Raw genomic sequence first — 25,755 nt, 5'->3', positions numbered from 1 at the left:
GAAAGCAGATCCGCAGACGATGAAACCCTCGCCATCTGCGGTAACGGTGAAATGGTATCGTTAAACCATGTTTGCAACCATTGATGCGGGCGGGCGCGTCGTGGTGCCGAAGGACGTCCGGGAGCGCCTCGGACTGCGCCCCGGCAGCCGGATCATGTTGCGCGAGGTGGACGGACTGCTCGAAATCTCACCGGCCGTCACGCCCGTGCTACTCGTCGATCACGACGGCGCTCTGGTGGCGGCGGCCGACGCAGACCTTCCGGTGCTCACCGCCGAACAGGTCCGGGATGCGCTGGAAGCCACCCGGCGTTGACGGCGCTCGACACGAGCGTCGTCATCGCGGCCTTCGCGCCCTGGCATGAGGCACACGCGGCCGCGCGCAGTGCCGTCACAGCCGGGGCGGTCGTTCCGGCTCACGTTGTGACCGAGACCTACGCGGTTCTTACCCGCATGCCCGAGCCGTTCCGGATGGACGCAGCCACAGTCGCCGAGTATCTCCTCCGCCAGTGGGGCGGAAGGGTTATCGCGCCGGGCGCCGAACTCTACGAGTCCCTCGCGGCCGCCGCTGCGGCCGCCGGGGTGGCGGGAGGGGGGACCTATGACGCACTCGTCGGGCTCACGGCCCAAAGCTGGGGCCACGAATTGCTTTCCCTCGACCTCAGAGCCGAACGGACATACCGGGCACTGGGGATCACCTACCGGCTGATCGCCGCCTAGCTTTCGCGTGGCCGGGCTGGAGCAGACGGCGCGACCGGCGAGCCCGCTGCGCTAACGTGCAGGCATGAAACTCGCACTGAGCGAAGCCGACTCCGCTTTCCGAGATGAGCTCCGGCGGTTCTTCACCACCGCGATCCCCGCCGAGATCCGCGAACGGGTCCGCAACGAGAACCTCAACTACCCCGACGACATGGTCACCTCGATGCGCATCCTCAACGAGGCCGGACTGGCGGTGCCGAACTGGCCGGTGGAGTGGGGCGGCAAGGACTGGACGCCGTTGCAGCACCAGATCTGGTCGGAGGAGCTTCGGATGGCCTGCGTGCCGGAGCCGCTGGCTTTCAACGCGAGCATGGTCGGGCCGGTGATCGCACAGTTCGGTTCCCAGGAACTCAAGGAGCGCTTCCTGCCGGCCACCGCGAACCTCGACATCTGGTGGTGCCAGGGCTTCTCCGAGCCGGAGGCCGGCTCGGACCTGGCGTCGCTGCGCACCACAGCGATCCGCGATGGCGACCACTACGTCATCAACGGACAGAAGACCTGGACGACGCTGGGCCAGTACGCCGACTGGATCTTCCTGCTGGCCCGCAGCGACCCGGACGCGCCGAAGAAGCAGGCCGGCATCTCATTCCTGCTGGCCGAGATGTCGACCCCGGGCATCACCGTACGGCCGATCAAACTGATCGATGGCAGCTTCGAGGTCAACGAGGTGTGGTTCGAAGATGTGCGGGTGCCGGCGGACCAGCTGGTGGGCGAGGAGAACGCCGGCTGGAGCTACGCGAAATTCCTGCTGTCCAACGAGCGCACCGGAATCGCCCGGGTGGGCACGACCAAGGTGTGGCTGACCGAGGTCAAGGAGCGCGCCGCCAAGACTCCGGTCGGGGACGGGACGCTGATGGAGGATCCGCTGTTCGCCGCGCGGGTGGCCGAGGTGGAGAACGAACTGCTGGCGCTCGAGCTCACCCAGCTGCGAGTGGCCGGCGACGAGCTGGGAGGGAAGCCCAACCCGGCGTCGTCGATCCTGAAACTGCGCGGAACCCAGCTGCAGCAGGCAGTGACCGACCTTCTGGTGGAGGTGGCCGGCCCGGATTCGTTGCCGTTCGAAGCCGGTGACACGATCGACTCCCCCGAGTGGGCGCAGCATGCCGCGCCGCGTTACCTGAACTTCCGCAAGACCTCGATCTACGGCGGCAGCAACGAGGTTCAGCGAACCATCATCGCCTCGACGATCCTCGGGCTGTAGGAGGGCACACCGGTGAACTTCGACATGACCGAAGAGCAGCAGATGCTGGCCGACACCACCCGGGATGTGCTCTCCCGCGGCTACGACAACCCCGAGACCCGCAACAAGGTCGTGGACACCCCGCTCGATGCGGGCCCGGGCTGGAGCAGCGACGTCTGGGGACAGCTCGCCGAGATCGGCATCCTCGGACTCGGCCAGGACCCGCCCGGGGATCCCGACGCCTCCGGACCCATCGAGGTGATGGTGGTGATGACCGAGGTCGGCCGGAGACTGGCCCCCGAGCCGGTCGCGGCGGCGGCACTGATACCGGGTGCGGTGATCGCCGAGTACGGCTCGGACGAGCAGCGCGGACTGCTCGACGAGGTGGCCGCCGGGCAGCGCCTGCTCGCCTTCGCCCACACCGAGCCGGGCCGGCGTGGCGCTGCCACGCTGACCACCCGGGCGGCCGAACAGGGCGGGTCCTGGACCCTCTCCGGGCGCAAGAACCCGGTGCTGGCCGGCGAGGCCGCCGGCACCCTGATCGTCACCGCGGCTCTTCCCGGTGGCGGCAGCGGGCTGTTCCTGGTGGACGCCGGCGCGCCGGGCGTGACCCGGCACGGCTTCCGAACCTTCGACGGGCAGCGCGGCGCGGAGATCGCCCTCGACGACACGCCGGCCGAGCCGCTCGGCTCGGGGGGCGACGCCGGCCCGGCCATCGAAGCCGCCGTCATTCGCTTCCAGTCCGCTCTGTGCGCGGAGGCTGTCGGCGCCATGGACGAATCATTAAGGCTGACAACTGATTACCTCAAGACCCGAAAGCAGTTCGGGGTTCCGCTCAAGACGTTTCAGACGCTCACCCAGCGCGCAGCCGATATGTACGTATCACTGGAACTGGCCCGCAGCATGAGCTACTACCTGGCGGTGTCGGTTGCCGACGGCCGGCTCGATCCGCTGGTGGCCGCACGGGCGAAGCTGCAGATCTGCCGATCCGGCAAGCACATCGCCGAGGAGTCCATCCAGATGCACGGCGGCATCGGGGTCACCGCCGAGTACCCGATCGCGCACTACGCCGCGCGGCTGACCGCGATCGGGCAGACCTTCGGCTCAGCCGACGACCAGCTGCGCCATCTGGTCAGCCAGGTGGGCAGTTACGGAACGGCCGTCCTCTAAGGGACCTTGACCAGCTTGGGCGGCTGCCAGGTGCCGTCCAGCGCCTCGCCCTTGGGCCAGTACAGCCGCATGAAGACGGTGAACGGGCCGGGGGGCGCGGGTAGCCAGTTCGGCTGCTTGTCGGACTCCGGCGGGCTGTTCTGGATGTAGATCGTCAGCCCGCCGTCGGGGTTGCGCACCAGGTCGGGCAGCATCGGCGAGTTGATCAGGTACCGGTTGATCGGGTTGTCCACCAGCGAACTCTCCGGCAGCTGGTACATGGTCACCGACCAGAACGCGTTGACCGGTGGCAGCTGCCCGGGTGCGAAGGTGAGTGTGTACCTGTCGGCGCCGGTGAGCGGCGCCCCGTCGGAGTCGGTGGACAGCACCGGGTACATCGCCTCTTCGGCGGAGTTGGCGTAGATACCGACCACGGCGCCGGCCATCCGGTAGAGGTAGTTGGCGTTCAACTGCTCCTTGGTGCCGAACATCGCTCCCATCTTCACCTCGCCGGTGTCGATCTTGTCCTTCTTCAGCTCGTTGAATTCCGTCCAGGCATCGGCCATCCCGGCCTTGAACGCCTCGGCCATCTCCGGGCTGAGCTTCTCGGAGCCGAACGTGCCCTCGCCGGTCAGCCCGAGGGAGGCGAACCGGTCCCGGACGTCTTTTTCCGATGGCAGGACGGGCGCGTACCTGAACTGGAAGTCCAGCAGGTCGAAGAACCGCAGCGAGGTCTTCTCGTCGTCGGCGGACAGCGGCGCGGGCCACTCGATCGCCGGGGCGGCCTCAGGGACCTTCGACTTCAGGAAGGTCGACAGCGGCTCGGCCTTGTAGCCGGCCTGGATCTTCTTGACGTTCTCCAGGTCGTCGGCGCCCAGGAGTTGGGTGCGGTAGGCCACCAGCACGAAGTCGGTGTCAGCCCTGATGACGTCCCTGATGCCCTCGGGCTTCTCCCCTCTCCACTCCGGCCCCGCCAGCAGGTAGGCACCGCCGTCGTTGCCGGTGGTGCGGCTGCCGACGTAGGCGAAGTTGTAGGTGTAGCCGTCGATGAACTGCAACGAGAAGTAGCGTTCCTTCTCCATCGGCGGCACCAGCAGCACCAGTGGTTCGGCGCGCAGGTCCGCGCCCAGCATCGAGTACGGGGTGTCGGAGTTCGGCGTCTGGACAGCGGTGTCGGCCGGGGTGAAAACCCTTGCCACGCTGTGGACCTCGTTCCACGGGCCCTTGTACTCCGGGCTTCCGGGGTTGATGAAGTAGGCATTCTGCACCCGGTAGCTGTCCACCATCGGGAAGCCGTAGATGTAGGCCTCCTTGGCGATCTCCCGCGCGCGTTCGGGAGTCATCGGACCCTCCGACGAAGGCGGCGCGGCCGGGACCGACGTGGTGGGCGCCTGAGCCGGATTGGTGGCGGCGCACCCGACAAGGAATGCCATCAGCAGCGCGACGACGACAACGACCTGATTCCGCATCGGACTCCTCAGCACTGCTCAGACGCTGTCAAAGCTACCCTCCGAGGGTTGACCGGCATTCGGATTGCGCTACCGCACGCCCAGCAGGGCGTCCAGCGCCGTCGCGACCGCCTCTGGGGCGGCGGCGTCCCGGCCACCGTACTCGAGTGCGTCGGTCACCCAGCCGTCCACGGCGGCAAGGGCCCTCGGGGTGTCGAGATCATCGGCCAGGTAGCGGCGCAGCCTGGCGGTGACGTCGGCGGCATCCGGGCCGGCCGGCAATGCGATCGCCGTGCGCCAGCGCTGCAGCCGCGCCCCGGCCTCGTCGAGCACCTCGTCACTCCAGAACCTGTCGCTGCGGTAGTGCCCGGCCAGCAGGCCCAGCCGGATGGCGGCGGGGTCCACGCCGCGGGCGCGCAGCGCTGAGACGAGCACCAGGTTTCCCCGGCTCTTGGACATCTTGTGGCCCTCCCAGCCGATCATCCCGGCATGGACGTAGTGCCGGGCGAACCGGCGCTGGCCAGTGGCGCACTCGGCGTGCGCGGCGGTGAACTCGTGGTGCGGGAAGATCAGGTCGCTGCCACCGCCCTGGACGTCGAATCCGAAACCGATGCGGCTCAACGCGATTGCCGCACATTCGATGTGCCAGCCCGGCCTGCCAGGGCCGAACGGCGAGGGCCAGCTCGGCTCACCGGGGCGCCGGGCACGCCACAGCAGCGCGTCCAGCGGGTCGGTCTTGCCCGGGCGCTGCGGGTCTCCGCCGCGCTCGGCGAACAGCCGAAGCATCATCTCGCGGTCGTAGTTCGACTCGTACCCGAACGCGACGTCGGCCTCCGCCCGGAAATAGACGTCGGGATACGCGGGGTCGTCGACGACGTAGGCCGCTCCGGAGGCCAGCAGCTTCTCCACCATCTCGACCACCTCGTCGATGGCCTCGGTGGCCGCGACGTAATCCCGCGGCGGCAGCACCCGAAGCGCCGTCATGTCGTCGCGGAACAGCTGGGTCTCCCGGGAGCCCAGGTCACGCCAGTCCACCCCGTCTCGTTCGGCGCGTTCGAACAGCGGGTCGTCGACATCGGTGACGTTCTGCACGTAGTGGACCCGGTGGCCGTTGTCCAGCCATACCCGGTAGACGAGATCGAAGGCCAGGTAGGTCGCCGCGTGGCCGAGGTGGGTGGCGTCGTAGGGGGTGATGCCGCAGACGTACATCGTTGCGGTGGGACCCGGCACGGTGGGCCGCACCTGCCGGTCGGCACTGTCGTAGAGCCTCAGCGCGGGCCCGCGGCCCGGTACCCGGGGGATGTCGGCGGACGGCCAGGCCCGCATCAGCTGGCCAGCCACATGGCGTCGAGCAGGACGCCGGCCACCTCGGGCCGGCACATCAGGAAGTCGGGCAGGTAGGGGTCGGGCTGGTTGTAGCGCAGCGGCGAGCCGTCCAGCCGGGTGGCGTGCAGACCGGCCGCCTGCACCACCCCTGCCGGCGCGGCCGAATCCCACTCCCACTGGCCACCCGCGTGGATGTAGGCATCGACGTCGCCGCGGACCACGGCCATCGCCTTGGCCCCAGCCGAACCGATCGGCACGAACTCGATGTCGAGGCGGTCGCGCAGCCGCCACAACACCGCCGGGGGCCGGTTGGCACTGGCGGTGATACGGATCGGGCCGGCCGGCGCCGGTGGCGGAGCGGACACCCGGTCGCTGCGGTGCACCTCGCCCATCGCCGGCAGTGCCACCGCGGCATCGGTGATGACGCCCTGACCGGCGGCTCCGGTGTCCGACGTCGCCGGCCCGGCGGCTCCGGTGCCCGACGTCGCCGGCCCGGCGGCTCCGGTGCGCTGCCACAGCGCGACGTGCACGGCCCAGTCCGCCCGGCGCGGCATCGAGAACTCGCGGGTGCCGTCGAGCGGGTCGATGATCCACACCCGGTCGGCGCGCAACCGGGCGAGGTCGTCGTGGGCCTCCTCGGAGAGCACCGCGTCACCGGGACGCTCGGCCCGCAGCCTGCGCAGCAGCAGCTCGTTGGCCCGCACGTCGCCCTCGTCGCCGAGAGCGGGCGGGAAACCGTGGCCGATTTCGGCGCGAAGGGCCAGCAACAGCCTCCCCGCCTCCTCGGCCAGGTCCGCGGCCAACTCGGCGTCCGTGCGACTCACCCCGCCAGTATCGCTGAAAGCGGACGGCGCGTCGGCGGGGGCCGACGTAGATTTGCCGGCATGCGGATCGCGAGCGTTCTTGGCGTCACCCTGGCACTGGCCGCGGCGGGCTGCGGCTCGAAACCGGCAACCGACCCCCTGACCGGGACCACCTGGCAGCTGGTCGGCATCGAGTCGATGGCGCCCGACGAGCAGCCGTCCACCACCGTCGAGGACCCGTCGGAGTACACGGTGACCTTCGGCGACGACGGCAAGGCCGGATTCCGCGTCGACTGCAACCGCGGCAACTCGACCTGGACGTCGGAGGCCGGGGCCTCCGACTCGGGCACGCTGAGCTTCGGGCCGATCGCCCTGACCCGGATGATGTGCCCGCAACCGTCGATCGACACGAAGGTCGCCGCCGCGCTCGGCAGGGTACGCAGCTACCTGATCTCCGACGGCAAGCTGCACCTGTCGCTGGAGGCCGACAGCGGTGTCATGCACTGGCAGCCGGCCAAACCCGGCGGTTAGGCCCTCAGAACGCGGGCCAGGGCAGCGGCCGGCCCCGCTCGGGCTTGGGCATAACCGGGTCGTCGAGCAGCGCCCGCACCCGCCGTCGCATCGCGGCCAGTTCGGCGCCGGTGATGTGTTTGCGCAACCTGCTGCCCAGCTTCGCGCCCAACCGCTCGTCGAGGGTCTTCAGCGCCGCGAGGGTGTCGTCGTCGACAGGAGACCCGGCCCATCCCCACAGCACCGTGCGCAGCTTGTCCTGGACGTGCAGCGAGATGCCGTGGTCCACTCCGTAGACCCCGCCGTCCACCCCGGCAAGAATGTGACCTCCCTTGCGGTCGGCGTTGTTGACGACGACGTCGAAGACGGCCATCCGGCGCAGCCGGGGATCGTCGGCGTGCACCAGAGTCACCTCTCCGCCGGAGTAGTCGTAAGCGGTCAGCACCGAAAGGTAGCCCGCCGGAACGGAATCCGCCTGACACAGATCGACCAGCCTGGAATCCTCGGGCTGCTCGACCCAGAGCTGCACCATTCCCGGCCCGGCCGGGCCCTGCCGAATGATCGTGTGCGGCACAATATTCCAGCCGAGGGCATCGGAAACCAGGAAAGAGGCGTACTCCCGGCCGGCCAGCGTCCCATCCGGGAAATCCCACAGCGGCTGTTCACCGGCAACCGGTTTGTAGACGCACTGGACTGCCGTCTCCGCCAGCCGTGCCTCACAGAGGAAAGTCGCGTTGCTGGCCGAGCGGATCCGGCCCAGGACGACGATTTCGCCGCGCTGCAGAGTCTCCTGCGGCTGGCCGCTCACGGGTCGGCGTCATCCTCGGAACCGTAAATCGTGGCCCGGCGATACCCGTTGCTGCGCACACACAGGTGCCCCCCGGGGTCAAGCGGCTCGTCACACAGCGGGCAGGGCGGGCGGCCCGCGGAGATCACCCGGTGTGAGCGGTCGGCGAACTGCTGCGCCGACTCGGGCGACAGGAACACCCGGACCGCGTCGGGACCCTCCTCGGCGTCGTCGAGGATCACCGACGCGTCGAACGCGTCGTCGCTGACCGCGAGCAACTCGACCACCACGCTCTGCGCCTCGGCATCCCAGCCCAGTCCCATCGTGCCGACCCGGAACTCCGCGTCGATAGGAGTGATCAGCGGTCCGAGGTCCTCGACGTCGGTCTTCGGCGGCAGCGGCGTGCCGAACCGGCGGTGCACCTCGTCCAGCAGCGCTCCGATCCGGTCGGCGAGCACCGCGACCTGCTGCTTCTCGCACATCACCGAGATCACCCGGTTGTCGTGCACGGCCTGCAGGAAAAAGGTGCGGTTGCCAGGCTGGCCCACCGTCCCGGCGATGAACCGGTCGGGGGTTCGGAAGACGTGAATCGAGCGGGCCATGTCAGTTACAAAATACCGGCTGAACGGGAAAGGCTGGCCGCACGCGGCCGCCTCTTCACTCGGTCGAGCCGCCCACCACGGCGTCGGATTCCGAGGTGCCCTCGACCGGGCGCGGCCCTGCGGTGAGGGCCGCGGCGAGCCGGGCCCCGGTGTGGTTCACGTGCAGGACGAACGGCCGCGCGTCGGTGTAGCGGATGACGCTCATCGACGCGGGGTCGGCGGTGATCCGCTGAAAGCTGTCGAGGTGGCTGCCCAGCGCGTCGGCCAGCACGGCCTTGATCACATCGCCATGGGTGCACGCCACCCACAGCGCGTCACCGCCGTGCTCGTCGGCCAGCCTGCGATCGTGCTGGCGCACCGCGGCCACCGCCCGCGCCTGCACCTGCGCCAGTCCCTCACCGTCGGGGAATACCGCGGCACTGGGCTGCTGCTGCACGACCGACCACAGCGACTCGGTGACCAGTTCGCCGATCTTGCGGCCGGTCCACTGCCCGTAGTCCACCTCGGAGAGCCGCTCGTCGACGACCGGGTCGAGGCCGAGTGCGGCGGCCAGCGGTTCCAAGGTCAGGCGGCAGCGCAGCAGCGGCGAGCGGATCAACGCCCTGATCGGCAGGCCCTCGAGGCGCCCGACGAGTTCGGCGGCCTGCTCGGCGCCCCGCTCGTCGAGTTCGACGCCCTCCGAACGGCCGGCCAGGGTGTGAGCGGTGTTGGACACCGACCTGCCGTGACGCAACAGGATGACGGTCATGGTCTGCAGATCCTCTCAGCGCTCACGTCGCCGAGACCACGCCGGTCGCCAGCAGCGCCATCACCGTCAGCGCGAGCACCACCCGGTAGCCGACGAACCAGTACATGGCGTGATGGGTCAGGAAGCGCAGCAGCCAGGCCACCGCGGCGAAGCCGATCACGAAGGTGATCACCACCGACACCGCCAACTGGGCGCCGGTGGCGCTCATCCCCTCGCTGACGGGGTGGAAGGCGTCGGGCAGCGAGAACCGCCCGGAGGCGAAAACCGCCGGGATGGCCAGCAGGAAACCGAATCTCGCCGCCAGCGGCCGGTCCAGGCCGCGCAGCAGGCCGGCGCTGATGGTGGCCCCGGACCGCGACACCCCGGGCACCAGCGCCAGGCACTGCGCGACTCCGACGAACAGGCCGTCCCGCCAGGTCAGTTCGCCGGCGTGGCGGTTCTGCCGCCCGACGTACTCGGCGGCGGCGATCACGGCCGAGAAGACCAGCATGGCCGTGGCCACCACCCACAGGTTGCGCACCTCCGAGCGGATGACGTCCTTGAACAACACTCCCAGCACCCCGATCGGGATCGACCCGATGATCACGTACCAGCCCAGCCGGTAGTCGGGGTTGTCCCGGTGCGCCCGAACCAGCAGTCCGTCGAACCAGGCCCGGAGGATCCGCACGATGTCGCGGCCGAAGTAGAGCAGCACCGCGGCCTCGGTGCCCAGCTGCGAGACGGCGGTGAAGGACGCCCCGGCGTCCCCGGCGAAGAACACCCGGGACACGATCGCCAGGTGACCCGAGGACGACACGGGCAGGAACTCAGTCAGGCCCTGGACCACCGAGAGAACCACGACCTGCAGCCACGACATCGGCGTCTCGCTCACGACGCTGACCGTACAGGCGTCCGGTTGGGCAATCGCCGTCAGCGCACCGGCGTCGCGGCGGCGACGGCGTCGCGGACCGCCGCCGACAGGCTGCGGGCGTCGTCGACGTCGACGCCGGCCAGGCCCCGGGTGGCTGTGGCGGTGACGTCCTCGGGCAGCGGCACCGGTACCGCCCGGCGGGGCCGGTAGACCTCGACCACGAGTTGGCCGTGGTGGACGTGGAAGGAGAAGCTGCGCCCGTCGCCCAGCCGACCGAAACCACTGGCGTGAAGACCGGTGATCAGATCCTCGATGACGAATTCAGTCCCGTCGGACTGGGAGGCGGGAACCAGCGCCATGCGCCCACCATAACGCGGGTTACGGCAGTGCGGGGCCACTCCGGCCCGACCGGGCGCGGCGAGTGGCCCCTAGAATTCGAGTTTCCACGGCTTCGAGACCCACTCGATCACCCCGTTCACCCGACCGACACCCGGGAGCGCCCTTTGCCGGAGCAGGGAAAGCGCTTACCGGCACTGGTCGTCGCGGCCGGATTGCTCGCGGCGGCCCCGCTGGCCGCAGGGTGCGGGTCTGACCAGCTGGACGGATCGCCGCCCACCATCGAACCCGCCCGGGCGGCACAGTCCCCGCCGGCCGGAACCACCCCGGTCGGCGAGGTCCTGGCACTGGGCGGCAGGCCGCAGGCCGCCGTCATGGTCGGCGATTCCCTGGTGGTCCTCACACCGGGCGCCGACGACACGGCGCCGGCGGCCCTGGCCGTCGTGGGGCCCACCGGCGCCCCGCGAACCGTCGCTCTGCCCGGGCCGGTCACCGCCGTCGCCGGCGACGGCAGCGGCACCGCCTACGCGGCGACCCGGGGCGGGTTTTTCGCCGTCGACCTGGCCGCCGGCACCGCGAACCGGACCGAGGTCGGCGAGGCCGACACCGACTTCACCGCCATCGCGCGGCGCGCCGACGGCAGACTGGTGCTCGGCGATGCCGACGGGGTCGCCTACACCCTCGACCAGGACGGCCGGGTGGCCGGCAAAGCCGACATCTTCGCCCGGGTGGACGCCCTGGTCGCGCAGGGCGACGTCGCCGTCGTCCTGGACCGCGGCCAGACCTCGGTGACGGCGCTGAAACCGGACGGCTCGCGCGCGCAGGCTCTGCGGGCCGGACTCGGCGCCACCACCATCGCCGCCGACCAGGCGGGCCGGGTACTGGTCGCCGACTCCCGCGGCGGGCAGCTGCTGGTCTTCGGCGTGGACCCGCTGATCGAACGGCAGGCCTACCCGGTGGGCGAGTCCCCCTACGGGATAGCGGGATCGCGCACGCTGGTCTGGGTTTCGCTGACCGCCTCCAACACCGTCGTTGGCTACGATCTGGGCACTGGCATTCCCGTGGAGAAGGTGCGCTACCCGACCGTGCAGCAACCGAATGCGCTGGCCTACGACGAGTCCTCGGGCACCCTGTACGTGGTGTCCGGGTCCGGCGCGGGGGTTCAGGTGATCCGCGACGCCGGCGGGCCGCGGTGAGCGCCGCCCCGCACGGACGGATGCCGGCCGCCTGGGAGGTCGAACTCTCCGAGGACTACGAGTGGATTCCGCTGCGGCTGCCTCCCGACGTGACCCGGATCAGCGCTTCCACCCGACTGTCGATCGAGGCCGAGTACCGCGGCTGGGAGTTGACCCGGGTCCGCCTGTACACCGACGGCAGCAGGCGGGTTCTGTTGCGGCGCAGGAAGTCTCACCAGGACAGTGCCGCTGCCAGGCGGCCCGCCGATCAGCCCGGACCGTGATCTACGACGCACTGCGCGGCTTCCTGTTCCAGGCGCCCCCCGAGCGGATCCACCACCTGGTGTTCTCCGCACTGCGTGGCGCCACCGCCACCGGACCCGCCCGCCGCCGGCTGCGGCGGGCACTCGCCCCGCATGACCCGATCCTGGCCAGCACGGTGTTCGGGGTGCGCTTCGGCGGGCCGATGGGGCTGGCGGCGGGGTTCGACAAGGACGGGCTGGGCCTGGACGTCTGGGGGGCGCTGGGGTTCGGCTACGCCGAGGTGGGCACGGTGACTCCCCGGCCGCAGCCGGGCAACCCCCAGCCCAGGCTGTTCCGGTTGCCGGCGGACCGGGGCCTGCTCAACCGGATGGGCTTCAACAACCACGGCGCCGGGCGACTGGCGCTGCAACTTGCCCGCCACCACCCGGACGTTCCCATCGGGGTCAACATCGGCAAGTCCAAGGACACCCCCGCCGAACGGGCCGCCGCGGACTACGCCGCAGGCGCCCGACTGCTCGGGCCGCTGGCGTCCTACCTGGTGGTCAACGTCAGCTCACCCAACACCCCGGGCCTGCGCGATCTGCAGGCCGTGGAGTCCCTGCGCCCGATTCTGTCCGCGGTGCTGGCCGAGACGGCCACGCCGGTGCTGGTCAAGATCGCCCCGGACCTGTCCGACGACGACGTCGACGCGGTGGCGGACCTCGCGGTGGAACTGGGTCTGGCCGGCATCGTGGCCACCAACACCACCGTCTCGCGCGCGGGCCTGCACACCCCGGGGGCCGAGAGCCTGGGGCCCGGCGGCGTCTCGGGCCCGCCGGTGGCGCACCGGGCACTGGAGGTGCTGCGCCGGCTCTACGCCCGGGTCGGCGACCGGCTGGTGCTGATCGGCGTGGGCGGAATCGAGACCGCAGACGACGCCTGGGAGCGGATCACCGCAGGGGCGTCGCTGCTGCAGGGCTACACCGGCTTCGTCTACGGCGGCGGTCTGTGGGCCAAGCACATTCACGACGGAATCGCCGCGCGGCTGCGAGCGGGCGGGTACGCCTCGCTGGCCGAGGCGGTCGGCTCGGAGCACCGCCGGATACCCGGCTAGTTCTGTTCGTAGGTACCGTAGATGACCGCCCGCGCAATGGATTTCATGAACAGGTTGAAACCCAGGTAGGCCGGGCTGGCGTCCTCGGGCAGGTCCAGTCGCTCGACGCTGACGGCGTGCACGGCGACGAAGTACCGGTGATAGCCGTGGCCGGCCGGCGGGGCCGCACCGACGTAGCGGCGCATACCGGCGTCGTTGCACAGGGTCAGCGCCTCGCCGGGCAGCACCGAGCCGTCACCGACGCCACCGGGCAGCTCGGTCACCTCTGCCGGCAGGTTCGCCACCGCCCAGTGCCAGAAGCCCGACGCCGTGGGGGCGTCTGGGTCGAACACGGTCACCGCGAAGCTGCGGGTCTGCTCGGGGAATCCCGACCAGCTCAGCTGCGGCGAGACGTCCTCGCCCCCGGCGCCCATGATGCCGCTGACCTGGGCCATCTTCAGCGGCTTGCCGTCGGCGATGTCGCGGCTGGTCAGCGTGAAGCCCGGGAGCTTCGGCAAGTAGTCGTAGGGGTTGTACGGAAAAGCCATGGCGGATCCCTTCTGCGGTTGTCGGTTCTCTGTGCTCAGCAGTGCATCAGGAAGTGGTGGAGCACCCGGGCGCCGAACCGCAGCGCATCCACCGGGACCCGCTCGTCGACCCCGTGGAACAGCGCGGCGAAGTCCAGATCGGGCGGCAGCCGCAGCGGTGCGAACCCGAAACACCGGATACCAAGGCGAGCAAAGGCTTTGGCATCCGTGCCGCCGGAAAGCATGTAGGGGACGATGCGCGCCTCGGGGTCGGCCGCCAGCAGCGCATCGTTCATCGCGTCGACCAGATGGCCATCGAAACTGGTCTCGTAGGACGGCAGTTCGGAGATCCACTCGCGTGTGACGTCCGGTCCGATGATCTCGTCGACCTCGCGCTCGAAGGCGGCCTGCCGCCCGGGCAGCACCCTGCAGTCGACCACCGCCGAGGCGGTGGCCGGGATGACGTTGGCCTTGTAGCCGGCCGCCAGCATCGTCGGGTTCGCGGTGTCGCGCAGGGTGGCGCCGAGCATGCGGGCCATCGGACCCAGCTTGGCCACCGATCCCTCCAGGTCCTCGGCGTCGAAGGTCAGCCCGGTCTCCTCGGCGACGGCGGCGAGGAACTCCGCCACGGTCTCGGTGAGTATCAGCGGGAACTGGTGCGCGCCCAGGCGAGCCACCGCGCCGGCGATCGTGGTGACCGCGTTGTCCCCGTGCACCATCGATCCGTGCCCGGCCCGGCCGCGCGCGGTCAGGCGCATCCACAGCAGACCCTTCTCTGCGGTCTCGATCAGGTAGAGGCGGCGCTCGCCGCCGTCCCGGCGCGGCAGCGTCACCGAGAAACCGCCGACCTCGCCGATCGCCTCGCTGACCCCGTCGAAGAGATCGGGCCGGTTGTCCACCAGCCAATGGGCGCCGTACTTGCCGCCGTGCTCCTCGTCGGCGACGAAAGCGAACACCAGGTCGCGCGGCGGTGTCACGCCCGCACGCCGGAAGTGGCGGGCGACGGCGAGCATCATCCCGCACATGTCCTTCATGTCGACCGCACCACGACCCCATACGTAGCCGTCGGACACCGCACCGGAGAACGGATGCACGCTCCAGTCGGCGGCCTCGGCCGGCACCACGTCGAGGTGTCCGTGAATCAACAGCGCCCCGCGGGACGGGTCGGCGCCGGGCAGCCGCACGAACACGTTGCCCCGATTCGGCGCACCGGACTCGATGTACTCGGGCTGATAACCCACCTCGCGCAGCTGCTCGGCCACCCAGCGGGCGCAGTCCGCCTCGCCCCTGGTGGTCTCCGGATCGCCGGTATTGGAGGTGTCGAACCGGATCAGCGCGCTGACAAGCCCGACCACCTCGCCGGCCGCGTCATCCGGACTCGCCCGCGTCACCTCCCTTTCCTACCATTGGCCCGCACGAACGGCTGCCCGGGAGTCGCGATACCACATCATTAACAAAAACCGCATTTACAACACGCGCAACATGCGCTTCTATTTACCAGGTGACGTCTCGGGTGCCCGTGCTGGCCGCCCTGCTGTGCCTGACCGGCAGCGGCTGCGCCACCACTACCGCCGGCACCGCGCTGCCGCCGGCCCAACTTCCGCCCACCCCCGGCACCCTGCCGGCCCTGCTGCTGCCGGCCGCCGAGGTGGGTCAGGCCATGGGTGCGCCCGGCCTGGTGGTGACCCGCGAAGCGACGGCGCCGTGGAATGACGTCGCACACTTGCCGGATGCGCCGCCGGGTTGCCTGGCCGTGGCCGGGGCGGCTCAGCAGGCCGAGTACGCAGGCACCGGCTGGACCGCCCTGCACGCCCGCGTGCTGCGTGAGCCGCCGGCCGCGTCGGCGTGGGCGCATTTCGCCGTCCAGTCGGCGGTGCTGTTCCCCTCCGCCGAAGCCGCGGAGGTCTTCTTCGCCGCGTCGCGCCGCCGCTGGGCGGGCTGCTCGGACCGCGAGCTGACCTATGCCCAGTCGCTGGTGCCGCCCCAGGTGTGGACGGTCGGCCCGGTCAGCGCCGACCACGAGATGCTGGCGGTCTCCCGGGTGGAGCGCAGCCCGCAGAAGTGGTCCTGCCAGCGGGCGCTGACCGTCCACGAGAACGTCGCCGTCGATGTCGAGGCATGCAGCCTGAACGGCCCGAGCACGGCGGCGACCACGATCGCCCGCGCGATCGCCGGTCGGATCGGCCCGGCCTAGCCGGGTTCCGCACGAGCGGGTTTGAGCCGACGAGACCCGATCCGATAGCCTTAGGCGCTCTCGGGTCCGAGTGGCGGAATGGCAGACGCGCTAGCTTGAGGTGCTAGTGCCCTATTAACGGGCGTGGGGGTTCAAGTCCCCCCTCGGACACTCTAGGACGACTCCACCTTCCGGCCGCGGGTGCGGATCAGGCTCGCCACTGTGGTGATGAACAGCACCACGGCGATGACTCCGATCGACATCGCGGTGGAGATCTCCGGAACGTTGACGTAGTTGCCGTTGTTGACGAACGGCAGGGTGTTCTTGTGCAGCGCGTGCAGGATCAGCTTCACCCCGATGAAGCCGAGGATGATCGCCAGGCCGGCCGAGAGGTAGACCAGCCGGTCCAGCAGCCCGCCGATGAGAAAGTACAGCTGCCGCAGACCCATCAGCGCGAAGGCGTTTGCGGTGAAGACGATGTAGGGCTGTTCGGTCAGTCCGTAGATCGCCGGGATCGAGTCCAGCGCGAACAGCAGGTCGGTGAATCCGATGGCGACCAGCGCCAGCATCATCGGGGTCACGGCCCGCCTGCCGTCGACGCTGGTGAGGAATCGGTCGCCGTCGTAGTCGTCGGTGGTCGGAACGAAGCGGCGCACCAGGGCCACGAGGCGGTTTTCGCGTTCCTCCTCGGCCTCGCGTTCGTGACCGCTCTCCCGGGCGAGTTTGAGAGCGGTGAAGATCAGGAACGCCCCGAAAAGGTAGAAGACCCAACTGAACGCGTTGATCGCGGCGGCTCCGACGGCGATGAACCCCGCCCGCATGATCAGCGCCATCACGATGCCGATCAGCAGCAGCTTCTGCTGATAGATCCGCGGCACCGCGAACGAACTCATGATGACGGTGAAGACGAACAGGTTGTCCACCGACAGTGCCTTCTCGGTGACGTACCCGGCGAAGTACTCCCCACCGTACTCGCCGCCCCAGCGCCACCAGATCAGGAAACCGAAGAGCACCGCCAGCCCCACGTAGACCGCGGACCAGATCGCCGACTCCCGGAAGGTCGGCTCGTGCGCGACCCGGACATGGGCGAAGAAGTCGAAGACGAACAGGCCCAGGATGGCAAGGCAGGTCAGGGCCCAGACCCCGGCGGAAACCGTCATGTCGGCCATTATTCAGGAAATGTACTTCGCACGGGTGTCGGCCCGCGCCGGGCCGGACCGCGTCGGGCGCTGAGCAGGTAGCCGGCCCACGACACCAGCACCGCCGCCAGCACCAGTGCCTGCACCGAACCGGCCGCGGCTGCCGGATGGAACCTTCCGGTGATGTAGTGGTCGATGATGTAGTGGTCGATGATGTAGTGGTCGATGAACCCCGCCGACCCCAGCGGTGCCAGGCCGGCATGCGCACGGGCCCAGCGCTCCAGCGCGGTCAGCGGGCACCAGAAGCCGAAAGCCACGCTGCCGATCGCCCAGGCCACCGCCGCCAGGTGCAGCCAGATGCTGCGCCGCCGGCGCAGCGCCAGGAAGCCTCCCGCGGGCAGGTAGATCAGGAAGGCGAAGTGGGCGGCGGCCACAAGTCCGGTCAGAGCGACGAAGAGTGGCCGCATGTCGCAACGGTAGCCCCGGTCGGCTTACCGTGGACCGGTGACCCGCAGGGTGCTGTTCCTCTACAACGACCCGTCAGCCCCGGAAGCGTTGCTCGGCGAGGTGTTCGCCGAATCCGGGTTCGCGGTCAGCACGTTCGACGTCGTTCCGCCCGACCGGACCGAGGATCCCGCCCTTGAAGTCGTCTTCCCGGATCCGCTGGACTACGACGCCGTCGTTCCGCTGGGGTCGCGCTGGGCGGTATACGACGACCGGCTGCCGTGGGTCGCCGGCGAGACGGCGATGGTGCGGGACGCTCTGGACAACGGGGTCGGGGTGCTCGGGGTGTGTTTCGGCGGTCAATTGCTGGCGCACGCCCTGGGCGGGGCGGTGTCGCGCTCGCCCCAACCGGAGGTCGGCTGGCGCCCGGTGCACAGCGGCAGACCTGAACTGGTTCCGCACGGGCCGTGGTTCCAATGGCACTTCGACCGGCTCACCACTCCCCCCGGTGCAACAGAGATCGCCTGGAACGACTGTGCCACACAGGCTTTCGCACAGGGCAGGGCACTGGGGCTGCAATTCCACCCGGAAGTCGACGCCGCACTGGTGGACCGCTGGATCAGCGAGGACGGCCCGGACGGCGACATCACCCGGCTGGGCCTGAGCGCAACGGAGATCCGGCAGCGCACCGCCGCGCTGGCCGGCGACGCGGCCGGCCGGCTGCGGCTTCTGGTGAGCGGGTTCCTGGCCCTGCTGGATAGGGCCGACCCGAACGCTGCACGTGGGTGAACGGGCCCGGCCACCGGTGCGCGTCCGCCCACCGGCCAGGCACGGCTGCCCCGATCACGGCGCGCTATCCGCGGACCCCCGGTCGACCGTCACCGTCAGGAAGTGGGTGGCACAGGAGATGCACGGGTCGTAATTTCGGATGGCCCGTTCACACATCGCGGTCAGCGCGGCGTCGTCGAGTCCGGCTCCGGCCGACACCACCTCGGTCAGGTCGGCCTCGATCGCCCCCTGGTTCTGTGACGTCGGCGGCACGATGACCGCGCCGGCGATCCGGCCGGCGTCGTCGAGCGCGTAGCGGTGGTACAGCAGGCCCCGCGGGGCCTCGCTGACGCCGTGGCCGACCGACGGGCGGGGCTCGATCTCGACGAAGGGCCTCGCGGGCCGCCGGTATTCCTCGATGATCCGCAGCGCCTCCTCGACGGCATACAGAACCTCGACGGCCCGGACGATGATGCTGCGGAACGGGTTCCGGCACTCCTCGCCCAGACCCGCGGCGCGTGCGGCCTCGCGGGCCAGTGGGGAGAGCTTGTCGTGGTTGAGTGCGTAGCGGGCCAGCGGCCCGGTGAGGTGCCGTCGTCCGTCCAGGGTGGCGTGCAGGGCGGTGGAGTGCGGCACCTGGGTCTCGCGGACGTGTTCGGTGAACTCGGCGAGACCGAACGCGGGGCCCGCGCTGCGGGCGATCTCGCCGCGTTCCATCGGGTAGCGGTCAGCGGTGAGGGCCAACAGTTCGTGGTCGACGGTCAGGTCCGGGAAGTCGAACCCGCCCACCCAGGAGACGGTGGCCAGCGCATGGTCGAGAGCGACGCGCAACTGCTCGGCCATCGGCGTCAACTCGGCGCGGGTGGGCACGGAGTAGAACCCGCCGACCCGCACGTTGACCGGGTGGATGGCCCGGCCGCCGACAAGTTCCTGCAGCCGGTTGCCGGCCTTCTTCAGTGCCAGCCCGCGCTCGACGGCGGCACGGTCGTGCTTGGCCAGCGTCATGACGTCGGGGACGCCGAGGAAGTCCGGGGCGTGCAGCAGGTAGATGTGCAGCGCGTGGCTGTGGATCCACTCACCGCAGTACAGCAGCCGGCGCAGCGCGAGCAGTTCAGGATCCAGCGTCACCCCGCAGGCGTCCTCGATCGCGTTGCAGGCGCTGGTCTGGTAGGCCACCGGGCAGATCCCGCATATGCGGGCGGTCAGGTCGGGCGGCTCGGTGTGTGCGCGCCCGCGCAGGAACGCCTCGAAGAAGCGCGGCGGCTCGTAGATGTTGAGTTCGACGCGTTCAGGGTGGCCGTCGCGCAGTTCGATGTGCAGGGCACCCTCGCCCTCGACGCGGGTGAGGGCGCCGACGCGGATGGTTCGCCGGGTCATAGTCGAATACTCACTGTCGAACACTCACTGTCGAATACTCACTGCCGAACACTCACTGCCGAACACTCACTGTCGAACACTCACTGTCGAACACTCACTGTCGGCCCCGGTGCGCGTCGAAGTCGGTGACGTTGAAGGTGGAGAAGACCCGGTCGACGTCGCCGCCGGACATACCGTCGCGACGCAGCAGCGGGATCATCGCCGTGGTGTTGGGGGTGGCCGCCGGACCGAAACAGCCGTAGCAGCCGCGGTGATGACGCGGACACAGGGCACCGCAGCCGGCGTGGGTGACCGGCCCCAGACAGGCGATGCCCTCGGCGACGGTCACGCAGGTGACGCCGGCGCGTTTGCACTCGGTGCACACGGTGGCCGCCGGCAGGCGCGGTTTGCGACCGACCAGCAGGGCGGCCAGGGTGTCGAGCAGCTGGTGCCGGTCGATCGGGCAACCGCGCAGCTCGTAATCGACGGTCACGTGCGCCGACGCCGGGGTTGAGGTTGCCAGGGTGTCGATGTACTCGGGTCGGGCGTAGACCACCGAGGTGAACTCGGCGACGTCGGCGAAGTCGCGCAGCGCCTGGATCCCGCCGGCCGTCGCACAGGCGCCGATCGCCACCAGAACCGTTGACTGCGAACGAATCTCGCGGATCCGACGCTCGTCGTTCGCCGTCGTGATCGACCCCTCGACCAGGGACACGTCATAGGGGCCGCCGACGATGGCGCTCGACGCCTCAGCGAACGTCGCGATCTGCACCTGCTCGGCGAGGGTCAGCAACTCGTCCTCGCAGTCGAGAATTGTCAGCTGACAGCCGTCGCAGGAGGCGAACTTCCAGACCGCCAGGCTCGGCCGGCTCGTCACAGCTGCTCCACCTCCAGCAAGGGCCGGGCCACGTCGTAGCCGACCACCGGTCCGTCCCGACACAGCAGCAGCGGCCCGAGCTGGCAGTGCCCGCACCAGCCGACGCCGCACTGCATGTTGCGCTCCAGCGAGAGCCGGATGTGCTGTGCTGCGATGCCCTTGTCCGACAGCGCCTGCGCCCCGGAGCGCATCATCGGTTCCGGCCCGCACAGAAACGCCGTCGTCCGGTCCGGCTGCAGTTCGAGCCGGCGCAGCGGTTCGGTGACGAGGCCGGTCTCCCCCGGCCAGCCCTGCAGGGGGACGTCGACGGTCAGGTGCACCTCCAGGCGCGAATCCCGTTGCCAGTCCGCCAGCTGCGCCGTGTAGAGAAAGTCTCGCTGCGCCCGGGCCCCCGCGATGACGATCACCCGCCCGTAGCGGTGCCGGTCGGCCAGCGCCCCGAGTACGACCGGCCGCAGCGGAGCCAATCCGACCCCGCCGGCGACCACGACGAGGTCACGCCCGGCGGCTTCCTCGAGCCCCCAGGTGGTGCCGAACGGACCACGCATACCCACTGTGGATCCCTGCTCGGCGGCGCACAGTGCCGCGCTCACCCTCCCCACCGAGCGGATGGTGTGGGTGACGGTGCCGTCGGTACGCGATGGGTCACCGCTGACCGAGATGGCCACCTCGCCGACCCCGTGGTAGTACATCATCATGAATTCCCCCGGCCGCGGCGACGGGAGCGTCACCGCCACCGGTTCGAGGCACAGCGTCACCGAGTCGGTGTTCTCCACGGTCCTGGACCGCACCCGATAGGGCACCGGCGTCATCGGCGCGCGCCGCACGTCACTGACCGGCGCGCTCTGAACGTCACTCACCGGCACGCTCCGCGCGCTCCGCGTCGAACGCCGCCATCTCCTCGGTGATGTCGATTCCGGTCGGACACCAGGCGATACAGCGACCGCAGCCCACGCAGCCCGAACTACCGAACTGGTCGTGCCACGAACTCAGCTTGTGGGTCAGCCAGTGACGGTAGCGCGACCCGCCGGAGCGCCGGACCGGGCCCTCGTGGATGAAGGTGAAGTCAATTTCGAAGCAGGACGCCCACTCCGACCACCGCTCGGCGTGCTCGCCGCTGAGGTCGGTGACGTCGGATGTGGAGGTACAGAAGCAGGTGGGGCACACCATCGTGCAGTTGCCGCACGTCAGGCACCGGTTGGCCACCTCGTCCCAGTGCGCGGAGTCCCGGGCGCCGACCAGCAGCTCGCGCAGGTCGCCCTCGGGCATACGGCGGCCCATTCTGCCGGCGGCGGCGGCGATGTCGGCGGCCGCCGCTTCCCGTTCCCCCGGGCGCGGCGGGCGGTGGTCGACGGCCGCCAGCACGTCGGCCCCCTCCTCGCTGCCGACCTCGACCAGATAGCTCGCCGACTCCGCGTCGGCGCGTTCGGTCAGCGCCAGGTCGTAGGACGGCGCCGACGCCGGACCGGCTCCGCATGCCGGCCCGGTACCCATCGAGGCGCAGAAACACAGCCCGCCGGGATCGGTGCAGTTGACGGCGACGATGAAGGCGCCGCGCCGGGCTGCATAGGAGCCGTCGCGGTGGGCGCCGCCGACCAGCACCCGGTCCAGGACGCCGATGGCGGCAAGGTCGCAGCCGCGGACCCCGAGGAACGCATAGCGGGGCTGTGCGTCGGCGTCTTCGGCGGGATCGGCGCCGGAGGACCACACCCGCTGGCGCGGCGGGTGCAGGAACTGTTTCCAGGACTGCGGACCGGCCGAGTGCCCGAACACGGCGCGATCAGCACGGGCCCGCAGCCGGTAGGTGCCCGGGGCCACGTCCACTCCCCATCCGGCCGGCAGATCCGCGGCGCCGGTGATCTCGGCCAGCACGATGGCGTTGTCCCGCAGTGTCGGTCCGACCACCTGCATGCCGCGGCGGTGCAACTCCTCGATCAGCTGATCCAGACCCGGGCCGTCGATCACGGCGGAAGACATGAACCCATCGTGCCCGAATCGCCCGCGATGCGCGCGGGGACCTTCGTCCCCGGTTCAAACACCGCGACGAAGGTCCCCATCAAACGGATCAGACCGTCTAGAGCACCCCGGTGGCGGCATCGCGGCCCAGCTGGTGTGCCAGGGCGTCGGCCACGTACGGCTGGCGGAACCGGTGGCCGAGCGCCTCCAGCGCCGCGGGCTCGACCCGCTGACTGGCCCCGGCGAGCTCGGCCGCGCCCTGCTTGCCCAGCAGCAACCGAGGACCGAAGGATGGCACCGGCAGCAGCGCCGGCCGGTGCAGCGTGGCCGCCAGCGCCCTGGTGTACTCCTCGTTGCGCACCGGATTGGGCGCCACCGCGTTGACCGGCCCGGCCAGCCTGCTGTCGTAGACGGCGCGGTAGTAGACGTCTAGCAGGTCGTCGATGCCGATCCAGGACAGCCATTGCCGACCACTCCCCAGCCGTCCGCCGAGTCCGGCCGCGAACAACGGCCGCAGCAGCTTCAGGGTGCCGCCCGCGGCTGCCTGCACGATCCCGGTTCGCACCAGCACCACCCGCCGCCCGCTCTCGGCGGCCGGGGCAGTCGCGGCCTCCCAGTCGGCCACCACGTCGGCCAGGAACCCGTCACCGCGGGAGCTGTTCTCGTCGAGCACCTCATCGCCCCGGTCGAAGCCGTAGAAACCGATCGCCGAGGCGCTGACGAAGGCGCCGAGCCCGGCGGTGCCCGCGGCGACGGCGGCGAGTTTGCGGGTGGGTTCGATCCGGGAATCGCGGATCGCCCGCCGGTGGGCCGCAGTGAATCTCCCTGCGATCGACTCTCCGGCCAGGTGTACCACTGCATCCACCCCGGCCAGCAGATCCGCGGCGGGATTCGCTGGATCCCAGCGCCTTTCGTTCTCCCCCGCGGGCGCTCCTCGGACCAGTCGGATCACTCGGTGGCCACCGGTCGACAGGAAGGCAGCCAGGGCGGTGCCAACCAGCCCGGACGCTCCGGTGATCGCGACGACCAGTTGCCCTGCTCCAGCCCGGGCCGCGTCGCTATGAGCGGCCATGTCCTCGGCGAGCTGGCGATGCCGATAGGCGAAGGTCGAGCGCAACGCCGCACCGGGCACGGTGGTGTCGACCTCGTCGAGTACCCGGGTCTGCCCTGCGCCGGCCTCGCTGAACTTGTGGGTGTGCCGCCACCAGCCGATCACCCGCGGCGGCATGGTCATCAACCCGTCGGAGGACAGCACGTCGACGAACTGGTTCGGCGGGTGGTAGCCGGCAGGGTCGTGCCGTGCCACCCAGCGCAACCCGCCGGGAAGCCCGAGGATCGCGGTTCCGTCGGCCAGCGACTCGGTCTCCTTGACCACCCGCATCGGCTGCCACGGCGGTACCAGCCGGCGCATCGCACCGGGCCTGGTATGCCAGGCGAACACCTCGTCGAGCGGATGATCGACGATGCTTGCGTACTCGATTCCCATCAGATCCCCCGTGTCGGGTTACTGGTCACGGCGGTCTTCGGCGACATCGGAATCCGCTGCACCAGAATCGGATTCGATATCAACGGAATCGCTCTCGACATAGGTGTACCCGGCCTCGGAACTCACCACGTAGCGGTACTCGGTCTCAGCGCCCTGTGGCTCTTCGACGTAGGAGACCACAGTCACATGCTCGTCTTGGTGGCCTTCCGCGGTCGGTTCGCCGGCGTCGTCACCGACATCGTCGTCAAGCCCGTCGTCGACGTCGGTCTCATCGACGACGTGAAGTGCGGCCTCCTCGGCCGGCTCCGGGAATTCCGGTTCGTCATCGCTGGGCATGTCGTAGTCGGGCTCGTCATGGACGAGTTCCTCCGGATAGTCCTCGGCCGCGAGTTCCTCGGCGAGGGCGTCGTCCGGTTCGACGCCGTCGGCAACCGGTTGGATGACATCGGTGCTCTCGGCCGGTTCGAGGGGTTCGATCACCTCGGTGAGCTCCGCGGCCGCGACCGGGGTCACCGAACGTCGCTGCGAACGCTCCCGGATGGCGTCGAACACCAGCAGCAGAACGCCCAGGCCGCTGGCGCCGATGCACACCCAGGCGATCAGCTCGTTGTTGGTGACCACCGCGGTCACCAGGGCGGCCAGCCCGATCACCGCCAGGATCAGCGCGACGATCAGCATGCGGCCCGCTGGATCGTGCGTCGTCGGTCGGCTCTCACCAGCAGGCTCCTATTTCGGCAGCCCTACTGGTACTGCGTGTAACCGACGTCGCCGGTATCGGTCGGGGCGGCCGAGCCGCGCTGACCCAGTTCCTCGAGCTGGGACTCCAGGTAGGTCTTGAGCCGGGTGCGGTACTCGCGCTCGAAGGTGCGCAGCTGCTCGAGACGGCCCTCGAGCAGGGTGCGCTGCTGGTTGATGGTGTTCATCAGCTCGGTGTGCTTGCGCTCGGCGTCGTTCTGCAGGATGTCGGCCTTCTCCTGGGCCGCCCGCAGCTGGGCCTCCGAGCGGGTCTGGGCGTCGGCGAGCATGGCGTCGGCGCGCTCCTGGGCGTCGGTCACCGTGGTGTCGGCCAGATAGCGGGCCTCCGAGACGATCTGCTCGGCCTGTGCCCGCGCATCGGCGAGCATGTTCTCGGACTCGGTGATCGCGGTGTTGGTCAGCCGGTCGGCGGTGTCCTGAGCCAGGCTGAGCACCCGCGCCGCCTTGAGCGCCTGGTCCTCGCCCAGCGTCGTGGTCTCCACGACCTGCTCGACGACCGGTTCGGCCCGGACCATCGGAACCGCGGTGACGCCGCCACGGGCCGAGGCCAGCTCCGCGTCAAGTTCACCCACCCGCTGGCGCAGGTCGGCGTTCTCCTCGATCAGCCGCGCGAGTTCGGTCTCCACCAGGTCCAGAAAGGCGTCGACCTCGTCCTCGTTGTAGCCACGCTTGCCGATGGGCGGCTTGCTGAACGCCACGTTGTGCACGTCGGCCGGTGTCAGTGGCATCATCAGCCCCTTCCGATTGGGACGGTTGTTTCGGACCGCTCCGCAGTGTAAACGAGAGATCCAGTTCGTTCCGAACTGTAACTGGCGTCCATCCTGTCACACCAGACCCGCCGGTTGCAGGAGTGATCAGGAATTAAGGGTGATTTTCAGAGTTCCGCCATCAACACGGCGAACCGATTCGCGCAGCGTCAGGCCGACGCGCCGAAGGCCAGTTGCATCCCCAGAAACGCCAGGAAAAGCAGCACCATGATGGAGAAGTCCAGCCGGACCGCGCCGATGGTGAGCTGCGGAATTATCCGCCGCAACAACTTCACCGGGGGGTCGGTGACGGTCATGATGGCTTCGAGGATCACCACCGTGACCCCCCGTGGCTGCCAGTCCCGGCTGAACGACCGGATGAACTCCACGACGATCCGGGCGATCAGCAGCAGCCAGAACACGAACAGCGCGAAGCCGACGATCGCGAAAATGGGCTTCACCGGCGAACGGTTCCTTGTCTGACGGTGCCTGTCGGGCGGCGGACTGGTCGACCGTCAGCC

The 25,755-nt window shown here is 69.8% G+C and carries 30 protein-coding genes and 1 tRNA gene; 11 read left to right on the top strand and 20 right to left on the bottom strand.

Annotation, left to right across the window (positions count from 1 at the left end):
* Nucleotides 1–67 precede the first annotated feature (67 nt).
* The 4 genes from ACKOQ4_RS06850 (at nucleotide 68) to ACKOQ4_RS06835 (ending at nucleotide 3,106) form a co-directional block, all read left to right on the top strand.
* Nucleotides 68–313 (top strand): AbrB/MazE/SpoVT family DNA-binding domain-containing protein, encoded by a 246-nt coding sequence (locus ACKOQ4_RS06850; RefSeq protein WP_526290129.1) that lies wholly within the window; start codon nucleotides 68–70, stop codon nucleotides 311–313.
* A complete protein-coding gene (locus ACKOQ4_RS06845) occupies nucleotides 310–717 on the top strand; it encodes a PIN domain-containing protein (protein WP_526290127.1) in 408 nt (135 codons plus the stop codon). The genes ACKOQ4_RS06850 and ACKOQ4_RS06845 overlap by 4 nt, the downstream gene beginning before the upstream one ends.
* A gap of 64 nt (nucleotides 718–781) precedes the next feature.
* Entirely contained in the window at nucleotides 782–1,957 is a 1,176-nt protein-coding gene (locus ACKOQ4_RS06840; RefSeq protein ID WP_526290125.1) for an acyl-CoA dehydrogenase family protein, read from the top strand.
* A 24-nt stretch (nucleotides 1,958–1,981) separates the two neighbouring features.
* Complete coding sequence (locus ACKOQ4_RS06835; protein ID WP_526290179.1) at nucleotides 1,982–3,106, top strand: acyl-CoA dehydrogenase family protein; 1,125 nt, start codon at nucleotides 1,982–1,984, stop codon at nucleotides 3,104–3,106.
* Here ACKOQ4_RS06835 and ACKOQ4_RS06830 read toward each other — a convergent pair.
* The 3 genes from ACKOQ4_RS06830 to ACKOQ4_RS06820 all read right to left on the bottom strand — a co-directional run bounded on the left by ACKOQ4_RS06830 (nucleotide 3,103) and on the right by ACKOQ4_RS06820 (nucleotide 6,683).
* Complete coding sequence (locus ACKOQ4_RS06830; protein ID WP_526290123.1) at nucleotides 3,103–4,554, bottom strand: DUF1254 domain-containing protein; 1,452 nt, start codon at nucleotides 4,552–4,554, stop codon at nucleotides 3,103–3,105. The two genes, ACKOQ4_RS06835 and ACKOQ4_RS06830, sit on opposite strands and share 4 nt — an antisense overlap.
* A 69-nt stretch (nucleotides 4,555–4,623) precedes the next feature.
* Nucleotides 4,624–5,859, bottom strand: coding sequence for a cysteine--1-D-myo-inosityl 2-amino-2-deoxy-alpha-D-glucopyranoside ligase (gene mshC, locus ACKOQ4_RS06825; protein WP_526290177.1), 1,236 nt, complete (start codon nucleotides 5,857–5,859; stop codon nucleotides 4,624–4,626).
* Nucleotides 5,859–6,683 (bottom strand): 3'(2'),5'-bisphosphate nucleotidase CysQ, encoded by an 825-nt coding sequence (locus ACKOQ4_RS06820; protein WP_526290121.1) that lies wholly within the window; start codon nucleotides 6,681–6,683, stop codon nucleotides 5,859–5,861. The genes mshC and ACKOQ4_RS06820 overlap by 1 nt, the downstream gene beginning before the upstream one ends.
* 60 nt (nucleotides 6,684–6,743) lie before the next feature.
* Between ACKOQ4_RS06820 and ACKOQ4_RS06815 the strand changes: the two genes are divergently transcribed.
* Complete coding sequence (locus ACKOQ4_RS06815) at nucleotides 6,744–7,193, top strand: META domain-containing protein (protein WP_526290119.1); 450 nt, start codon at nucleotides 6,744–6,746, stop codon at nucleotides 7,191–7,193.
* A 4-nt stretch (nucleotides 7,194–7,197) separates the two neighbouring features.
* Here ACKOQ4_RS06815 and ACKOQ4_RS06810 read toward each other — a convergent pair whose 3' ends face one another.
* From ACKOQ4_RS06810 to ACKOQ4_RS06790, 5 genes are read right to left on the bottom strand one after another with little or no spacing between them, the layout of a single operon-like run.
* Nucleotides 7,198–7,980, bottom strand: coding sequence for an Rv2133c family protein (locus ACKOQ4_RS06810; protein ID WP_526290117.1), 783 nt, complete (start codon nucleotides 7,978–7,980; stop codon nucleotides 7,198–7,200).
* Entirely contained in the window at nucleotides 7,977–8,561 is a 585-nt protein-coding gene (locus tag ACKOQ4_RS06805) for an Rv2134c family protein (protein ID WP_526290115.1), read from the bottom strand. The genes ACKOQ4_RS06810 and ACKOQ4_RS06805 overlap by 4 nt, the downstream gene beginning before the upstream one ends.
* A 55-nt stretch (nucleotides 8,562–8,616) precedes the next feature.
* Nucleotides 8,617–9,309 carry a histidine phosphatase family protein gene (locus tag ACKOQ4_RS06800; protein WP_526290113.1) on the bottom strand — a complete coding sequence of 231 codons (693 nt, stop codon included), beginning with the start codon at nucleotides 9,307–9,309 and terminating at the stop codon, nucleotides 8,617–8,619.
* A 22-nt stretch (nucleotides 9,310–9,331) separates the two neighbouring features.
* Nucleotides 9,332–10,165, bottom strand: coding sequence for an undecaprenyl-diphosphate phosphatase (locus ACKOQ4_RS06795; protein ID WP_526290175.1), 834 nt, complete (start codon nucleotides 10,163–10,165; stop codon nucleotides 9,332–9,334).
* A gap of 53 nt (nucleotides 10,166–10,218) precedes the next feature.
* Nucleotides 10,219–10,518, bottom strand: coding sequence for a hypothetical protein (locus ACKOQ4_RS06790; protein WP_526290111.1), 300 nt, complete (start codon nucleotides 10,516–10,518; stop codon nucleotides 10,219–10,221).
* Nucleotides 10,519–10,692: 174 nt separating this feature from the next.
* Between ACKOQ4_RS06790 and ACKOQ4_RS06785 the strand changes: the two genes are divergently transcribed.
* Genes ACKOQ4_RS06785 through ACKOQ4_RS06775 form a run of 3 tightly spaced genes read left to right on the top strand, consistent with a single transcriptional unit; the run spans nucleotide 10,693 to nucleotide 13,027 of the window.
* Complete coding sequence (locus tag ACKOQ4_RS06785) at nucleotides 10,693–11,691, top strand: YncE family protein (protein WP_526290173.1); 999 nt, start codon at nucleotides 10,693–10,695, stop codon at nucleotides 11,689–11,691.
* Nucleotides 11,692–11,711: 20 nt separating this feature from the next.
* The gene (locus ACKOQ4_RS06780; protein ID WP_526290171.1) at nucleotides 11,712–11,954 is read left to right on the top strand and encodes a DUF5703 family protein; all 243 of its coding nucleotides are present in this window, start codon (nucleotides 11,712–11,714) and stop codon (nucleotides 11,952–11,954) included.
* The gene (locus ACKOQ4_RS06775) at nucleotides 11,954–13,027 is read left to right on the top strand and encodes a quinone-dependent dihydroorotate dehydrogenase (RefSeq protein ID WP_526290169.1); all 1,074 of its coding nucleotides are present in this window, start codon (nucleotides 11,954–11,956) and stop codon (nucleotides 13,025–13,027) included. Before ACKOQ4_RS06780 ends, ACKOQ4_RS06775 begins: the two co-directional genes overlap by 1 nt.
* On the opposite strand, the gene ACKOQ4_RS06770 is transcribed toward ACKOQ4_RS06775, so the two are convergent.
* Both ACKOQ4_RS06770 and ACKOQ4_RS06765 read right to left on the bottom strand, forming a co-directional pair.
* A complete protein-coding gene (locus tag ACKOQ4_RS06770; RefSeq protein WP_526290109.1) occupies nucleotides 13,024–13,554 on the bottom strand; it encodes a YbhB/YbcL family Raf kinase inhibitor-like protein in 531 nt (176 codons plus the stop codon). The genes ACKOQ4_RS06775 and ACKOQ4_RS06770 overlap by 4 nt on opposite strands.
* A 35-nt stretch (nucleotides 13,555–13,589) precedes the next feature.
* A complete protein-coding gene (locus ACKOQ4_RS06765; RefSeq protein WP_526290107.1) occupies nucleotides 13,590–14,924 on the bottom strand; it encodes a M20/M25/M40 family metallo-hydrolase in 1,335 nt (444 codons plus the stop codon).
* Nucleotides 14,925–15,034: 110 nt separating this feature from the next.
* Between ACKOQ4_RS06765 and ACKOQ4_RS06760 the strand changes: the two genes are divergently transcribed.
* Together ACKOQ4_RS06760 and ACKOQ4_RS06755 are read left to right on the top strand one after the other, a co-directional pair.
* Complete coding sequence (locus ACKOQ4_RS06760; RefSeq protein ID WP_526290105.1) at nucleotides 15,035–15,727, top strand: sensor domain-containing protein; 693 nt, start codon at nucleotides 15,035–15,037, stop codon at nucleotides 15,725–15,727.
* A 64-nt stretch (nucleotides 15,728–15,791) separates the two neighbouring features.
* Nucleotides 15,792–15,877: transfer RNA gene (locus tag ACKOQ4_RS06755), tRNA-Leu, on the top strand.
* A gap of 2 nt (nucleotides 15,878–15,879) precedes the next feature.
* On the opposite strand, the gene ACKOQ4_RS06750 is transcribed toward ACKOQ4_RS06755, so the two are convergent.
* Both ACKOQ4_RS06750 and ACKOQ4_RS06745 read right to left on the bottom strand, forming a co-directional pair.
* Complete coding sequence (locus tag ACKOQ4_RS06750; protein WP_526290103.1) at nucleotides 15,880–16,866, bottom strand: TerC family protein; 987 nt, start codon at nucleotides 16,864–16,866, stop codon at nucleotides 15,880–15,882.
* 8 nt (nucleotides 16,867–16,874) lie between these two features.
* Nucleotides 16,875–17,312 (bottom strand): DUF2784 family protein, encoded by a 438-nt coding sequence (locus tag ACKOQ4_RS06745; RefSeq protein WP_526290101.1) that lies wholly within the window; start codon nucleotides 17,310–17,312, stop codon nucleotides 16,875–16,877.
* Between the two features lie 37 nt (nucleotides 17,313–17,349).
* Between ACKOQ4_RS06745 and ACKOQ4_RS06740 the strand changes: the two genes are divergently transcribed.
* Complete coding sequence (locus tag ACKOQ4_RS06740; protein ID WP_526290099.1) at nucleotides 17,350–18,078, top strand: type 1 glutamine amidotransferase; 729 nt, start codon at nucleotides 17,350–17,352, stop codon at nucleotides 18,076–18,078.
* Between the two features lie 54 nt (nucleotides 18,079–18,132).
* Here ACKOQ4_RS06740 and ACKOQ4_RS06735 read toward each other — a convergent pair whose 3' ends face one another.
* The 8 genes from ACKOQ4_RS06735 to ACKOQ4_RS06700 all read right to left on the bottom strand — a co-directional run bounded on the left by ACKOQ4_RS06735 (nucleotide 18,133) and on the right by ACKOQ4_RS06700 (nucleotide 25,695).
* Entirely contained in the window at nucleotides 18,133–19,434 is a 1,302-nt protein-coding gene (locus ACKOQ4_RS06735; protein ID WP_526290097.1) for a Ni/Fe hydrogenase subunit alpha, read from the bottom strand.
* A 94-nt stretch (nucleotides 19,435–19,528) separates the two neighbouring features.
* Entirely contained in the window at nucleotides 19,529–20,290 is a 762-nt protein-coding gene (locus ACKOQ4_RS06730) for an NADH-quinone oxidoreductase subunit B family protein (protein ID WP_526290095.1), read from the bottom strand.
* Nucleotides 20,287–21,102: an FAD/NAD(P)-binding protein gene (locus ACKOQ4_RS06725; protein WP_526290167.1), complete on the bottom strand. Its 816-nt coding sequence runs from the start codon at nucleotides 21,100–21,102 to the stop codon at nucleotides 20,287–20,289. The genes ACKOQ4_RS06730 and ACKOQ4_RS06725 overlap by 4 nt, the downstream gene beginning before the upstream one ends.
* Nucleotides 21,103–21,142: 40 nt before the next feature.
* On the bottom strand, nucleotides 21,143–22,267 hold the full coding sequence (locus tag ACKOQ4_RS06720; RefSeq protein ID WP_526290093.1) for a 4Fe-4S dicluster domain-containing protein: 1,125 nt from the start codon (nucleotides 22,265–22,267) through the stop codon (nucleotides 21,143–21,145).
* Between the two features lie 97 nt (nucleotides 22,268–22,364).
* Complete coding sequence (locus ACKOQ4_RS06715) at nucleotides 22,365–23,732, bottom strand: TIGR01777 family oxidoreductase (protein ID WP_526290091.1); 1,368 nt, start codon at nucleotides 23,730–23,732, stop codon at nucleotides 22,365–22,367.
* Between the two features lie 18 nt (nucleotides 23,733–23,750).
* Nucleotides 23,751–24,410: a hypothetical protein gene (locus ACKOQ4_RS06710; protein WP_526290089.1), complete on the bottom strand. Its 660-nt coding sequence runs from the start codon at nucleotides 24,408–24,410 to the stop codon at nucleotides 23,751–23,753.
* Nucleotides 24,411–24,472: 62 nt separating this feature from the next.
* Nucleotides 24,473–25,216, bottom strand: coding sequence for a DivIVA-like cell division protein Wag31 (gene wag31, locus ACKOQ4_RS06705; protein ID WP_526290087.1), 744 nt, complete (start codon nucleotides 25,214–25,216; stop codon nucleotides 24,473–24,475).
* Nucleotides 25,217–25,404: 188 nt separating this feature from the next.
* Nucleotides 25,405–25,695, bottom strand: a complete 291-nt coding sequence (locus ACKOQ4_RS06700) for a YggT family protein (RefSeq protein WP_526290085.1) — start codon at nucleotides 25,693–25,695, stop codon at nucleotides 25,405–25,407.
* Between the last annotated feature and the right edge of the window lie 60 nt (nucleotides 25,696–25,755).

It is taken from the genome of Mycobacterium sp., assembly GCF_046095365.1.
Taxonomy (GTDB): Bacteria; Actinomycetota; Actinomycetes; order Mycobacteriales; family Mycobacteriaceae; genus Mycobacterium.
This window is presented reverse-complemented; position numbering and strand designations above follow the sequence as displayed.

Coding starts and splice junctions, on each gene's coding strand:
- ACKOQ4_RS06750 (WP_526290103.1), bottom strand. CDS start 16,866: ATGACGGTTTCCGCCGGGGTCTGGGCCCTGACCTGCCTTGCCATCCTG.
- ACKOQ4_RS06840 (WP_526290125.1), top strand. CDS start 782: ATGAAACTCGCACTGAGCGAAGCCGACTCCGCTTTCCGAGATGAGCTC.
- ACKOQ4_RS06735 (WP_526290097.1), bottom strand. CDS start 19,434: ATGACCCGGCGAACCATCCGCGTCGGCGCCCTCACCCGCGTCGAGGGC.
- ACKOQ4_RS06815 (WP_526290119.1), top strand. CDS start 6,744: ATGCGGATCGCGAGCGTTCTTGGCGTCACCCTGGCACTGGCCGCGGCG.
- ACKOQ4_RS06835 (WP_526290179.1), top strand. CDS start 1,982: ATGACCGAAGAGCAGCAGATGCTGGCCGACACCACCCGGGATGTGCTC.
- ACKOQ4_RS06850 (WP_526290129.1), top strand. CDS start 68: ATGTTTGCAACCATTGATGCGGGCGGGCGCGTCGTGGTGCCGAAGGAC.
- ACKOQ4_RS06795 (WP_526290175.1), bottom strand. CDS start 10,165: ATGTCGTGGCTGCAGGTCGTGGTTCTCTCGGTGGTCCAGGGCCTGACT.
- ACKOQ4_RS06710 (WP_526290089.1), bottom strand. CDS start 24,410: ATGCTGATCGTCGCGCTGATCCTGGCGGTGATCGGGCTGGCCGCCCTG.
- ACKOQ4_RS06800 (WP_526290113.1), bottom strand. CDS start 9,309: ATGACCGTCATCCTGTTGCGTCACGGCAGGTCGGTGTCCAACACCGCT.
- ACKOQ4_RS06790 (WP_526290111.1), bottom strand. CDS start 10,518: ATGGCGCTGGTTCCCGCCTCCCAGTCCGACGGGACTGAATTCGTCATC.
- ACKOQ4_RS06770 (WP_526290109.1), bottom strand. CDS start 13,554: ATGGCTTTTCCGTACAACCCCTACGACTACTTGCCGAAGCTCCCGGGC.
- ACKOQ4_RS06830 (WP_526290123.1), bottom strand. CDS start 4,554: ATGCGGAATCAGGTCGTTGTCGTCGTCGCGCTGCTGATGGCATTCCTT.
- ACKOQ4_RS06720 (WP_526290093.1), bottom strand. CDS start 22,267: ATGTCTTCCGCCGTGATCGACGGCCCGGGTCTGGATCAGCTGATCGAG.
- wag31 (WP_526290087.1), bottom strand. CDS start 25,216: ATGCCACTGACACCGGCCGACGTGCACAACGTGGCGTTCAGCAAGCCG.
- ACKOQ4_RS06715 (WP_526290091.1), bottom strand. CDS start 23,732: ATGGGAATCGAGTACGCAAGCATCGTCGATCATCCGCTCGACGAGGTG.
- mshC (WP_526290177.1), bottom strand. CDS start 5,859: ATGCGGGCCTGGCCGTCCGCCGACATCCCCCGGGTACCGGGCCGCGGG.
- ACKOQ4_RS06780 (WP_526290171.1), top strand. CDS start 11,712: ATGCCGGCCGCCTGGGAGGTCGAACTCTCCGAGGACTACGAGTGGATT.
- ACKOQ4_RS06725 (WP_526290167.1), bottom strand. CDS start 21,102: ATGACGCCGGTGCCCTATCGGGTGCGGTCCAGGACCGTGGAGAACACC.
- ACKOQ4_RS06745 (WP_526290101.1), bottom strand. CDS start 17,312: ATGCGGCCACTCTTCGTCGCTCTGACCGGACTTGTGGCCGCCGCCCAC.
- ACKOQ4_RS06805 (WP_526290115.1), bottom strand. CDS start 8,561: ATGGCCCGCTCGATTCACGTCTTCCGAACCCCCGACCGGTTCATCGCC.